The organism is Streptomyces sp. JN8 (assembly GCF_055808075.1).
On sequence record NZ_CM147852.1, the window covers coordinates 1,124,632 to 1,136,464 of the forward strand.

12 protein-coding genes are annotated in these 11,833 nt (G+C 73.9%); 5 read left to right on the forward strand and 7 right to left on the reverse strand.

What is annotated here, in order from left to right:
• Positions 1-6: 6 nt before the first annotated feature.
• Both ACY0MR_RS04735 and ACY0MR_RS04740 read right to left on the reverse strand, forming a co-directional pair.
• Complete coding sequence (locus ACY0MR_RS04735; protein ID WP_392863904.1) at positions 7-1,386, reverse strand: cryptochrome/photolyase family protein; 1,380 nt, start codon at positions 1,384-1,386, stop codon at positions 7-9.
• A gap of 76 nt (positions 1,387-1,462) precedes the next feature.
• Positions 1,463-3,103 (reverse strand): SDR family oxidoreductase, encoded by a 1,641-nt coding sequence (locus tag ACY0MR_RS04740; protein WP_473559288.1) that lies wholly within the window; start codon positions 3,101-3,103, stop codon positions 1,463-1,465.
• A 126-nt stretch (positions 3,104-3,229) separates the two neighbouring features.
• On the opposite strand from ACY0MR_RS04740, the gene ACY0MR_RS04745 reads away from it, so the two are divergent.
• Positions 3,230-3,724 (forward strand): MarR family winged helix-turn-helix transcriptional regulator, encoded by a 495-nt coding sequence (locus ACY0MR_RS04745; protein WP_388795027.1) that lies wholly within the window; start codon positions 3,230-3,232, stop codon positions 3,722-3,724.
• 88 nt (positions 3,725-3,812) lie between these two features.
• Here the strand turns inward: ACY0MR_RS04745 and ACY0MR_RS04750 are convergent, their stop codons facing one another.
• Positions 3,813-4,424, reverse strand: a complete 612-nt coding sequence (locus ACY0MR_RS04750; RefSeq protein ID WP_388795030.1) for a fasciclin domain-containing protein — start codon at positions 4,422-4,424, stop codon at positions 3,813-3,815.
• A 225-nt stretch (positions 4,425-4,649) separates the two neighbouring features.
• Between ACY0MR_RS04750 and ACY0MR_RS04755 the strand changes: the two genes are divergently transcribed.
• Positions 4,650-5,234 (forward strand): sigma-70 family RNA polymerase sigma factor, encoded by a 585-nt coding sequence (locus ACY0MR_RS04755; RefSeq protein WP_388795033.1) that lies wholly within the window; start codon positions 4,650-4,652, stop codon positions 5,232-5,234.
• Positions 5,231-5,986 (forward strand): anti-sigma factor, encoded by a 756-nt coding sequence (locus ACY0MR_RS04760; RefSeq protein ID WP_473559291.1) that lies wholly within the window; start codon positions 5,231-5,233, stop codon positions 5,984-5,986. The genes ACY0MR_RS04755 and ACY0MR_RS04760 overlap by 4 nt, the downstream gene beginning before the upstream one ends.
• A 93-nt stretch (positions 5,987-6,079) precedes the next feature.
• Here the strand turns inward: ACY0MR_RS04760 and ACY0MR_RS04765 are convergent, their stop codons facing one another.
• The 4 genes from ACY0MR_RS04765 to ACY0MR_RS04780 all read right to left on the reverse strand — a co-directional run bounded on the left by ACY0MR_RS04765 (position 6,080) and on the right by ACY0MR_RS04780 (position 9,405).
• Positions 6,080-6,994 (reverse strand): amino acid ABC transporter permease, encoded by a 915-nt coding sequence (locus ACY0MR_RS04765; protein WP_473559293.1) that lies wholly within the window; start codon positions 6,992-6,994, stop codon positions 6,080-6,082.
• A complete protein-coding gene (locus ACY0MR_RS04770) occupies positions 6,991-7,656 on the reverse strand; it encodes an amino acid ABC transporter permease (RefSeq protein WP_329285723.1) in 666 nt (221 codons plus the stop codon). The genes ACY0MR_RS04765 and ACY0MR_RS04770 overlap by 4 nt, the downstream gene beginning before the upstream one ends.
• Before the next feature lie 10 nt (positions 7,657-7,666).
• Entirely contained in the window at positions 7,667-8,527 is an 861-nt protein-coding gene (locus tag ACY0MR_RS04775; RefSeq protein WP_388795040.1) for a glutamate ABC transporter substrate-binding protein, read from the reverse strand.
• A gap of 107 nt (positions 8,528-8,634) precedes the next feature.
• On the reverse strand, positions 8,635-9,405 hold the full coding sequence (locus ACY0MR_RS04780) for an amino acid ABC transporter ATP-binding protein (RefSeq protein ID WP_473559296.1): 771 nt from the start codon (positions 9,403-9,405) through the stop codon (positions 8,635-8,637).
• A 190-nt stretch (positions 9,406-9,595) separates the two neighbouring features.
• On the opposite strand from ACY0MR_RS04780, the gene ACY0MR_RS04785 reads away from it, so the two are divergent.
• Together ACY0MR_RS04785 and ACY0MR_RS04790 are read left to right on the forward strand one after the other, a co-directional pair.
• Positions 9,596-10,054 (forward strand): Crp/Fnr family transcriptional regulator, encoded by a 459-nt coding sequence (locus tag ACY0MR_RS04785; RefSeq protein ID WP_361861622.1) that lies wholly within the window; start codon positions 9,596-9,598, stop codon positions 10,052-10,054.
• Positions 10,055-10,306: 252 nt separating this feature from the next.
• A complete protein-coding gene (locus ACY0MR_RS04790; RefSeq protein ID WP_473559298.1) occupies positions 10,307-11,647 on the forward strand; it encodes a carboxyl transferase domain-containing protein in 1,341 nt (446 codons plus the stop codon).
• Positions 11,648-11,833 lie beyond the last annotated feature (186 nt).

Below are 11,833 nucleotides of genomic sequence, written 5' to 3' on the forward strand. Positions count from 1 at the left end.
GAGGGGTCAGTCCTCGTCCTGACCCCGGGCGTGCCGGAAGCGGGCGAGGCCGTCGGCGAGGTCGACCACCGGGTCCGGGTAGTCGTAGCGGGCCCGCTCCAGCCCCGGCAGCTTCCACGGGTCGTGCACCGCGGAGCCCTCGATGCCTTCGAGCTCCGGCACCCAGCGGCGTACGTACGCGCCGTCCGGGTCGTACCGCTTGCCCTGGGTCACCGGGTTGAGCACCCGGTTGGGGCGCGTGTCCGTGCCCGTGCCCGCCATCCACTGCCAGTTGAGCTGGTTGTTGGCGACGTCGCCGTCGACCAGCAGGTCGAGGAAGTGCCGGGCCCCCTCCCGCCAGTCGATGTACAGCGTCTTGGTCAGGAACGACGCGGCGAGCAGCCGCCCCCGGTTGTGCATCCACCCCTCGTGGGCGAGCTGCCGCATCGCGGCGTCGACCACCGGGTAGCCCGTGCGGCCCTCGCGCCACGCCAGGAGGTCGGCCTCCGCCTCCTTCCCACGCCGCCAGCGGTCGTGCTTGGTGCGGTAGTCGTCGACGGAGGCCTCGGGGCGCGCGGCCAGCACCTGGTGGTGGAAGTCGCGCCAGCAGAGCTGGCGGACGAACGCCTCGGCGCCCGCCCCGCCCCGCGCGCGGGCCCGGTGGACCGCCTCGGACGCCGAGACGGCGCCGAAGTGGAGGTAGGGCGACAGACGGGAGGTGGCGTCGCCCGCCAGGTCGTCATGGCCGTCCTCGTAGGCGTCGACACCCCGCGACAGCCAGGCCGAGAGCCGCTTCCTGCCCTCCGCCTCGCCGCCCGCGGCGAGCCCCTCGGAGACGTCGGCGACGTCCGCCCGGGCCGGCAGGTCCTCCGAGCGGACGCCCTCCGGCATCCGGACCACGCGCGGGGCCGTGATCGGCTCGCGCAGCCGCTCCTGCGCCCAGCGGCGGAAGTACGGGGTGAAGACGGCGTAGTGGTCCGAGCCGGCCGGCGTCACCGCGCCGGTGGGCAGCGCCGTGACGACGGCGTCGTGGACGTACAGGCGCCGTCCGTCCGCCTCCAGGGCGCGGCGGAGCCGGTCCTCGCGGCGCCGGGCGAAGCCGCTGCAGCCGGCCGCCATGTGGACGACGTCGGCGTCGGCCTCGCGCACCACGGCGCACACCTCCTCGACCGGGTCGCCCGAGCGCACCACGAGCCGGCCGCCGCGCTCCCGCAGTCCCGCGTCGAGGGAGGCGAGGCAGTCCGCGAGGAACGCGTCGCGGTTCGGGGAGGTGCCGCCCACCCGGGCCACGGCCGGGTCCCGGACGAAGAGGGGGACGACCTCGCCTCCCCGGCCGAGCGCGGCGCGCAGCGGCGGATGGTCGTGGACACGGAGGTCCGAGGTGAAGAGGACGACCGAGACGTTCATGGGACCGCTCCTGGAGGGGATCGCCGACCGGCTCGGCGGGGCGCCGCTCCGGTGGTCGCTGTACGGGCGTGCGGGGTCATTCCGCCCCCGGAGGCGCGCCGGATGCGCCGGATCCGGGCGACTCTCCGGCCGAAAGCGGTCGCTTCCCCGCGGTGGCGGTCCCCGCCGGCTCGGGCTCCCCGGCCGGGCTCCGGTCCTCGGCGCCCGTGCCCTCGGCCTCGCTCGCCTCCGCCGTCAGCGCGATGTTGCGGGCCATGCCGCCGAAGACCACGGCGTGGAACGGGGCGACGCTCCACCAGTAGGCGTGGCCGGCCAGTCCGCGCGGGTGGAACAGGGCGCGCTGGCGGTAGCGGGCGGCCCCGTTCCCGTCGCTCTCGGCGTACATCTCCAGCCAGGCGAGTCCCGGGATCCTCATCTCGGCGCGCAGCCGCAGCAGTCGGCCGCGCTCGATCTCCTCCACCCGCCAGAAGTCCAGGGAGTCCCCCGCCCGCAGGTGCTGGGCGTCGCGGCGGCCCCGGCGCAGGCCGACGCCGCCGACCAGTCGGTCCAGCCAGCCGCGGACGGCCCAGGCGAGGGGGAAGGAGTACCAGCCGTTCTCCCCGCCGATGCCCTCGACGACCCGCCACAGCGCCTGCGGTGAGGCCCCGACGTCCAGTTCGCGCTCGTCGGTGTAGAGGCTGCCGCCCGCCCAGTCGGGGTCGGTGGGCAGGGGGTCGCTCGGCGCCCCGGGCAGCGACGCGGAGGACCAGCGGGTGGTGGTCTTCGCCTCGCGGACCCGCTGGAGGGCGAGGTCGAGGGCCCGCTCGAAGCGGAGCGGGGCGCCGGGCGGGTCCGGCACCCACGCGGCGATGTCGTGCTCGTGGCAGACGACCTCGTGGCGGAGCGACTCCGCGAGCGGGCGGGCGATCGACCGGGGCACCGGGGTGACCAGGCCGATCCAGTGGCTGGACAGCCGCGGGGTGAGGACCGGCACGGGGAAGATGAGCCGCCGGGGCAGGCCGGCGACGGAGGCGTAGCGGCGCATCATGCCGAGGTACGTGAGGACGTCGGGGCCGCCGATGTCGAAGGCCCGGCTGACCTCGGCGGGCATGCGCGCGCTGCCGACCAGGTAGCGCAGGACGTCCCGGACGGCGATCGGCTGGATCCGGGTGCGGACCCAGCTCGGGGTGACCATCACGGGCAGCCGCTCGGTGAGGTAGCGGAGCATCTCGAAGGAGGCGGAGCCGGATCCGATGATGACGGCGGCGCGGAGGACCGTGGTGGGGACCCCGGACGCCAGGAAGATCTGTCCGACCTCGGCGCGTGAGCGCAGGTGCGGGGAGAGCTCCTCCTCGGGGACGCCGCGGGGGGTGAGACCGCCCAGGTAGACGATGCGCCCCACGCCGGCGGAGCGGGCCCGCACGGCGAAGGTGCGGGCCGCGGCGCGGTCGGTGTGCTCGAAGCCGGGGCCCGCCCCCAGGGCGTGCACCAGGTAGTAGGCGACGTCCACGCCGTCGAAGGCGGGGCCGAGGGTGTCGGCGTCGGTGACGTCCCCCTGGACGATCTCCACCTCCCCGGCCCAGGGGTGGTCCCGCAGTTTCGCGGGGGTGCGGGCCAGGCACCGCACCCGGAAACCGGCCTCCAGGAGTTCGGGGACGAGGCGGCCGCCGATGTAGCCGCTGGCACCGGTGACCAGGCACAGGGGCCCCGGTGTCTCGTGCCCTGACGCGTCGCTCATGGATCTGCTCCGTTCCGCTGTCGGGTGTCGCACTCCCCCACCGGCCGGGGGATGGGTTTCCACCTGTTCTCTTCCACGGGTGCGGCCGCCTCGGATGCGGGGGGCCGGTTTCTATAGGCTGATCGTGTGGCCAGAACAGAGGAACCCGAGACCGGTGGGACCGCGCACGGGCGGACGCCGGGTGATGCGCACAGCTTCGCCCGCGCGCTGCGGCGGACGAACGGTGAGATCAATCGGCTGGTCCATGGTTTCGCGCTCGCGCAGGGACTGCATCCCACGGACGTGCAGGCGCTCTCGGTCGTGCTGGACAGTCCGGAGCCGCTGACGCCCGGGCGGCTGCGCGAGCACCTGGGGCTGACCTCGGGGGCGGTCACGGCCTGCCTGGACCGGCTCGAACGGGCCGGGCACATCCGCCGCTCCCGGGAGAGCGCCGACCGCCGGGTCGTCCACGTGCACTACGTGGAGGGGGCGCGGGCGGCCGCGCGGAGCTACTTCATGCCGCTGGCCCAGGCGGCGGAGCGGGCCCGGCTGCGGTTCGACGGCGAGGAGCTGGCCGCGGCCGTGCGCTTCCTGGACGCCCTGAACGAGGAACTGGGCGAGGTGCCCGTCCCCCGCCGCTGACGTCCTCGTACGACGGCCCCGCCGCACCCCGGCCGGATCGGCCGGGCCGCGACGGGGCCGGAGGACGGTGCCCCCGGGGCGGACGCCGCTACTTGGGCATCAGCACGGTGTCGATGATGTAGACCGTGGCGTTGGCGGTGGGGACGTTGCCGCAGACCACCTTCGCGGAGTCGTTGACGGTGAAGGACTCGCCGGAGCCCTTGGTGGTCAGCTTGCTCTTCTGGAGGGTCTCGAAGGAGCCGTTCTCCATCTGCTGCGGGGTCAGCTTCTGCCCCACCACGTGGTACGTGAGGATGTCCGTCAGCATCGCCTTGTCGGCGAGGACCTTGTCCAGGTCGGCCTTCGGGATCTTGGCGAAGGCGGCGTTGGTGGGCGCGAAGACCGTGATGTCCTTCGCGTTGTTCAGGGTGTCGACGAGTCCGGCCTGCTTGACGGCGGTGACCAGCGTGGAGAGCTCGGGGTTGTTCGAGGCCGCCGTGGCGACCGGGTCGTCGGCCATCCCGGCGAGGGAGCCGGCGCCTTCCTTCGGGATCGCGGCGCACCCGGGGCCGAACGGGCCGTCGGCCTTCGCGGCGGCCGCGCTCGACGAGGACGCCGACCCGCCGTCGCCCGCCTGGGCCGAGTAGGCGGTCAGGCCGAGTGGCAGCAGGACGGCGGCGGTGACGGCGACGGTGGCACGGCTGAAGGTCTGGGTGTTCATGATCGATCACTCCTAGCCTCGGGGCCGACCGGTCGGAGCGGCCCTCACGAGTGATTCGGGGCGGGGCCGCGTCCGGATGCCCCCGATCGGCCGAATGAGGGATGAGGAACGGCCGACCCGCCTCGGCGGACCGGGCTGTGCGGAAAGGTCTCCCGCACACCCGTCCGCGGGGCCGTCGGCTCCGAATACCTCCCGTACTGATGTGATCCCTGGAGGAAACCGCCGGTGACAGAGAACGTGTGGATCGGAGACGTCCGACCCGCGGCCCCGGACCTTCCCGAGCTGATGGGCCGGGTGGCGCTCGGCGACCAGCAGGCCTTCACGGCCGTGTTCGACGCCGTGTCCGGCCCCGTGCTGGGCCTCGTCCGGACCGTCCTGAGGGACGCCGCCCAGTCGGAGGAGGTGGCGCAGGAGGTGCTGGTCGAGGTGTGGCGCACGGCGGCCCGCTACCAGCCCGAGCGGGGGTCGGTGATGAACTGGGTCCTGATGCTGGCGCACCGCAGGGCCGTCGACCGGGTCCGCTCGGAGCAGGCGGCGTCGGACCGCGAGAGGCGGGCGGCGCTCCTGGACCACGCGGCGGCCTACGACGAGGTGGTGGAGCAGGTGGAGGGCCGGCTGGAGCGCGAGCAGGTCCGGCGCTGTCTGCGCGGTCTCACCGAGCTGCAGCACCAGTCGGTGACCCTGGCGTACTACCGGGGCCTCACCTACCGCGAGGTCGCGGAACTGCTGGCGGTGCCGCTGGGGACCGTCAAGGCGCGGATGCGCGACGGTCTCATCCGGCTCCGTGACTGTCTGGGGGTGGGCGTGTGAACGCCGCGGATCCGCACATGCTGACCGGCGCGTACGTGCTCGACGCCCTGGACGTCGAGGAGCACGCGGCCGTCCGGCGCCATCTGGCGCAGTGCCCGTCCTGCGCGCAGGAGGTGCACGAGTTCACCGAGACGGTCGCCCGGCTCGGCGTCGCCGTCGCGGTGACCCCGACCGCCTCGCTGCGGGCGGGTGTCCTGGAGCGGATCGCGACCGTACGCCAGGAGCCGCCGCCGACCTCGAAGGCGGGGGGCGCCTCGCGCCGGGTCCGCGGCTTCCGGCGGTGGTCGCACTGGGCGCTGGCCGCGTGTCTGGCCGGGGCGGTCGGGCTCGGCGGGGTCGCCGTCTGGCAGCACGGCGCGGCCGAGGACGCCCGGCAGGAGGCGGACCGCGCGCGTCAGGCGAACGACTCCGTGGCCGAGGTCCTGGCGGCCCCGGACGCCCGGGTCTCCACCACGCGGCTCGAAGGGGGCGCCGTGGGGACGGTCGTCGTCTCGTCCACCCTGGACCGGGCGGTGTTCGCGGCCTCCGGGATGGCGCCGCCGCCGGCCGGGAAGGTCTACCAGCTCTGGTACGACGACGGCGGGAGCATGCGGTCCGCCGGGCTGATGGACCCGGGCGCGACCGCCGAGGCGACCCTGCTCGAAGGGCCCGTGCGGCAGGCGTCCGGGGTGGGGGTCACCGTCGAACCGGCCGGTGGTTCGCCGAGTCCGACCTCCGACCCGGTGGCGGTGCTCGCCCTCCCCCGGGCCTGACCGTGTCGCGCGCGTGTCCCCGGCCGGGGCACGCGCGCGAGGCGCCGTCCGGCACGGGCGTGCGACCGCCGGGGGAGGTGCGGACCCGAGGCGTCAGGGGGTCCCGTCGGGCGGCCCCCGGTGTTCGCCCGGGGTGGCCAGCTCCTCCACGGCGCCCGCTCCGACGACGGCGCCCGTGGACCTCTTGCCGCGGCGCAGCCGTCCTTCGAGCCAGGAGGCGAAGCTGGTGAGGGCGAAGTTGAGGAGGACGAAGATCACCGCGACGACGGTGAAGCAGGCGATGGTGTTGGCCCCGTAGTTGGCGCTCATCGGGCGGACCGAGGCGAGGAGTTCGGAGAAGCCGAGCATGGCGCCGCCGAGCGCGGTGTCCTTGACGATGACGACGAGCTGGGACACGAGCGCGGGCAGCATCGCCGTGACCGACTGCGGGAGGAGGACGTACACCATGGTCTGGCCCTTGCGCATGCCGATGGCCTTCGCCGCGTCGGTCTGGCCGGAGGGGAGCGAGAGGATGCCGGCCCGGACGACCTCGGCGAGCACGGAGGCGTTGTAGAGGACGAGGCCGGTCACGACGGCGTACAGCGGGCGGGTGTCGGGGCTGATGTCGGTGAACTCGGAGTAGGCCGCGTTCGCGAAGAGCATGAGGATCAGGACGGGGATGGCGCGGAAGAACTCGACGACCGTGCCCGCGCCGCCGCGGACGGTCCGGTGCTCGGAGAGGCGCGAGACACCGAGGAGGGCGCCGAGGGGCAGCGCGATCACCATGGCCAGGCCGGCGGCGATCACGGTGTTCTCCAGGGCCGGGAGGAGGTACGTCTCCCAGACGCGGGCGTCGGTGAAGAAGGGGGCCCACTTGGACCATTCGAGCTGGTTCTTCGCCGCGAGGCCCGCCAGGACCCACCACACGACGAGGGCGAGCGCGACCAGGAAGAGCAGGGTCCAGAGGAGGTTGCGGCGCCGGGCGCGGGGTCCGGGGACGTCGTAGAGGACGGTGGGTCTGGTCTTCACCGCTTCACCGCCACCTTCTTGGCCACCCAGCCGAGGAACAGGCCGGTGGGCAGGGTCAGGCAGATGAAGCCGACGGCGAAGATCGCGGAGATGAGGATGAGTTGGGCCTCGTTCTCGATCATCTCCCGCATCAGCAGGGCCGCTTCGGCGACCCCGATGGCGGCGGCCACCGTGGTGTTCTTGGTGAGCGCGATGAGGACGTTGGCGAGGGGGCCGACGACGGAGCGGAAGGCCTGCGGGAGCACGATGATCCGCAGGACCTGGGGGAAGCTGAGCCCGATCGCGCGGGCCGCCTCGACCTGGCCGAGGGGAACCGTGTTGATGCCGGAGCGCAGGGCCTCGCAGACGAAGGCGCTCGTGTAGGCGATGAGGCCGAGGACGGCGAGCCGGAAGTTGATCGTGGTGAACCGGTCCGCGCCCATGCTGACGCCGAGCGTCTGGAAGAGGCCGAGCGAGGTGAAGACGATGATGACGGTGAGGGGGATGTTGCGGACGACGTTGACGTAGACGGTGCCGAAGCCCCGCATGAGGGGGACGGGGCTGACGCGCATGGCCGCCAGCAGCGTCCCCCAGACGAGGGAGCCGATCGCCGAGTAGACGGTGAGCTGCACCGTCACCCAGAAGGCTCCGAGCAGGTCGTACCCCTGGAGGAAGTCGAACACGGCGGCCCGCTCACTTCACGACGACGCCGATCTCGGGGGCGGGTTCGTTCTGGTAGTTCGCCGGCCCGAAGTTCTTCTTCACCGCGGCGTCCCAGGAGCCGTCGGCGACCATCTTCTCCAGGGCCGTGTTGATCCGGGCCTTGAGTTCGCTGCCCTTCTGGACGCCGATGCCGTAGTTCTCGTTGCTCATCTTGAAGCCGCCGAGCTTGAACTTGTCCTTGAACTGGCTCTGTGCGGCGTACCCGGCGAGGATCGAGTCGTCGGTGGTGACGGCGTCGATGACGCCGTTCTCCAGTCCGGTCAGGCACTCGGAGTAGCCGCCGTACTCCTGGAGCTGGGCGTCGGGTGCCAGCTTCTCCTTGACGTTCTGCGCGGACGTCGAGCCGGTGACCGAGCAGAGCCGCTTGTTGTTCAGGTCGGAAGGCTTCTTGATGGAGTCGTCGTCGGCCCGGATGAGCACGTCCTGGTGGGCCAGGAGGTAGGGGCCGGCGAAGTCGACCTTCTCCGCGCGCTCGTCGTTGATGGAGTACGAGGCCGCGATGAAGTCCACGTCACCGCGCTGGAGCAGCGTCTCGCGGTCCGCGCTCTTGGCCTCCTTCCAGACGATGTCGGACGGGTCGTGGCCCAGCTCCTTGGCGATGTAGGTGGCCACGTCGACGTCGAAGCCGGTGTACGTGCCGTCCGGGGTCTTGAGGCCGATGCCGGGCTGGTCGTACTTGATGCCGACGGTGATCTCGTCGCCGCCGTGGTCGCGCGGCACGGCGGCGGTCGCGCCGTCGGCGAGTCCTGCGGAGGTGAGGGAGAGGACGACGGCCGCGGCGGCGGCCACGCCGGCCCTGGCGGTCTTCCCGCCGGTCCTGGTCGCGTTCATGAGGATCACCCCTGGGGGCTGCTGGTCGGGCGGCGACCCGCCGTGTGGTGCGGTGCTGCGGCGCCGCGGTGTCAGTGGTGTCAGTGATGTCAGTGATGTCAGTGGTGTCAGTGGTGGAGGATCTTGGACAGGAAGTCCTTGGCACGGTCGCTGCGCGGGTTGCTGAAGAACTCGTCCGGGGTGGTCTCCTCGACGATCCTGCCGTCCGCCATGAAGACGACCCGGTCGGCGGCGGACCGGGCGAAGCCCATCTCATGGGTGACGACCACCATCGTCATGCCGTCCCGGGCGAGTTGCTGCATGACCTCCAGGACTTCGTTGATCATCTCGGGGTCGAGCGCGGAGGTCGGCTCGTCGAAGAGCATCACCTTCGGATCCATGGCGAGGGCGCGGGCGATCGCCACGCGCTGTTGCTGGCCGCCGGAGAGCTGGGCCGGGTACTTCTCCGCCTGCGAGGCGACCCCGACCCGGTCGAGGAGGGCGCGGGCGCGCTCCTCGGCCGCCTTCCGGTCCTTCTTGCGGACCTTGATCTGGCCCAGGGTGATGTTGTCGAGGACGGTCTTGTGCGCGAAGAGGTTGAAGGACTGGAAGACCATGCCGACGTCGGCCCGCAGGGCCGCGAGCTCACGGCCCTCGGCGGGGAGGGGCCGACCGTCGACGACGATCTCGCCGGCGTCGACGGTCTCCAGGCGGTTGACGGCCCGGCACAGCGTCGACTTCCCGGATCCGGACGGCCCGATCACGACCACGACCTCGCCGCGGTGGATCGTGAGGTCGATGGACTGCAGCACGTGCAGCGTGCCGAAGTGCTTGTCGACCCCGCGCAGCACGACGAGCGCGTCGCCGCCCTGGGGGACGCCGCCTTCCGGGACGGGCATGGCACCCTCCTGGCTCACGCCCCCGCTTGCCGCTCCCTCTCACGTTCATGCTCCGCCCTCCGTCCGGTACCCGCACGCCGGAGGGGTGCGGGTACCCCGTGCGGGAGCGGCCTCCCGGTGGCGTCCGCGCGCCGAGGGGCGGGCTGGCGGACACTGGGGGTGGGAGCCGAGTGCGCGAGGAGGGTCCGCCATGAGCAGTGCCGCACCCAAGGTCAGCACGTTGCCGCCGGAGCACCGGGAGCGCCTGATGGCCTTCGCCGAGGACGTGTACTTCGAGTCCGGTCACCGGCTGTTCGAGGAGCAGCAGCACGCCGACCGGTTCTGGATCGTGAAGACGGGGGCCGTGACCCTGGACGCGCGGGTTCCGGGGCGCGGGGCCCCGGTGATCGAGACCCTGCACCACGGCGAGCTGGTGGGCCTGTCGTGGATGTTCCCGCCGTATCTGTGCCAGTCGGGCGCGGAGGCGATGACGCCGGTCCGCGCCCATGAGTTCAACGCCCCGGCCGTGCGCTCGATGTGCCGCTCCGACGCGGAGTTCGGGGCCTCGGTCATGTTCTGGGTGGGGGCGATCCTGGCCCACCGCCTCCAGGTGACCCGGGTCCGGCTCCTCGACCTGTACGCGCCGCACGGGAGCGGCATCCTGGCCTGAGGAGCGGCGGAGGGCGGCCCCGGGGAGACGCCGGGGCCGGGTCCGAGGTCCCCGCGCCGGTGCCGCCTGGGCGGGGGCATCGGGGCGGGACGGAGGGCCCGCGGTGGCCCGGCGTCGGGGCCTGGCGTGGTGGGGGGCCGGGAGTCCGCCGGCAGCCACCCCCTAGGGTGGCGGTGTACCGGCGGGTCCGGTCCCGGCGCGCCGTGCGGGGCTGCCGGGTCCTCCCCTGCGTCGACGAGCTGCGAGGTCCCCATGAGCGACCCGACGACGGCACGCGGGGCGATCGCCCTCGTCGCCGGCGGCGACTTCACCGAGTTCGCCTTCACCGGGGAGCCCCTGGCGGACGACGGTCCGCTGGGCTGGCCCGGCTACTCCGCGGCCCACGCGCGCGCCGCCGCGCGGACCGGCGAGACCGAGTCCGTGGTCTGTGGCACGGGTGTGGTCGGCGGGGTCCGGGCCGTCCTGATCTCCTTCGAGTTCGGCTTCCTCGGCGGCTCCCTCGGTGAGCGGACCGGGGCCCGGGCCGCGGCCGCCCACGCGCACGCCCGCGCACAGCGGCTGCCCGTGGTGGTCCTGCCGGCCACCGGCGGCAGCCGGATGCACGAGGGCATGCGGGCCCTGCTCCAACTCCAGCTGCTGGCAGGCGAGTCGGCCCGCACCCGGGCCGCCGGGCTGCCGCAGATCGCCGTCCTGCGGGATCCGACGACCGGGGGCGGCTGGGCCACCCTCGGCGCCGGTTCGGACGTGGTGCTCGCGCTGCCCGGCGCCCAGGTCGGCTTCGCCGGGTCCCGGGTCCGCCCGCCGGACGCGGACCCCGCCGCGTACACCGCGGAGGCGCAGCTCGCGCACGGCCACGTCGACGCGGTCGTGGCCCCCGAGGCGCTCCGCGACACCCTCGGGCGATGGCTCGCCCTGCTGACCCGGCCCGCCGAGGAAGCGCCGGCGCCGCCGCGCGCGCTCGGCGACCCGGACGCCCCGCCCTCGGCGAGCGGTAGGGAGGCGGTGGCCCGGGCCCGGCATCCCGGGCGTCCGCGGGCGGACGCCTACCTCGACGCGCACCTGTCCGACCGCGCGGAGGTCTCCGGGGACCGCGCCGGCGGTGTCGACCCGGGGATGCGGTGCGGCTTCGGGCGGGTCCCCGGCGGCGGCACGGTCGCGTACGCGGCGCAGTGCGGGACCGCGACCCTCCCGGCCGGTTTCCGGACGGCCGCCCGGCTCGTGCGGCTCGCCGACCGGCTGGGGATCCCGGTCCTCACCCTGATCGACACGCCGGGGGCGGCCAACGACCCGGCTGCGGAGCGCGCGGGCGCGGGCCCCGCGATCGCGGACCTGTTCGCGGCCGTCGCCACCGCGCGGGTCCCGGTGACCTCGCTCCTCATCGGCGAGGGCGGTTCGGGCGGGGCTCTGGCCCTGGCCGCGCCCGGGCGTCTCTGGGCCACCCCCGACAGCTACTTCTCGGTGATCGCCCCGGAGGCGGCCGCGTCGATCCTCAAGCGTCCGCCGGAGGAGTCCGCCGCGGTCGCGGACCGGCTCCGGCTGCGCCCCCGGGACCTGCTGGACCTCGGCGTGATCAGGGGCATCGTGGAGCCCTGAGCCCGGTCGGCCGGCCGGAGCGGCGGCAGGCAGGCACGAAGGCAGGCAGGTTGGGCAGGCCGACGGTGCGGGTCCGCCGCGGCCGCACGCCGCCGTGCGGGGCTCGACGGGAGCGTCATGCGTCGTCTCCGCCCGCCCGGCGGGGCAGCGGCCCGCACCGCTCGCCGAACGGGGAGTCGCGGGTGA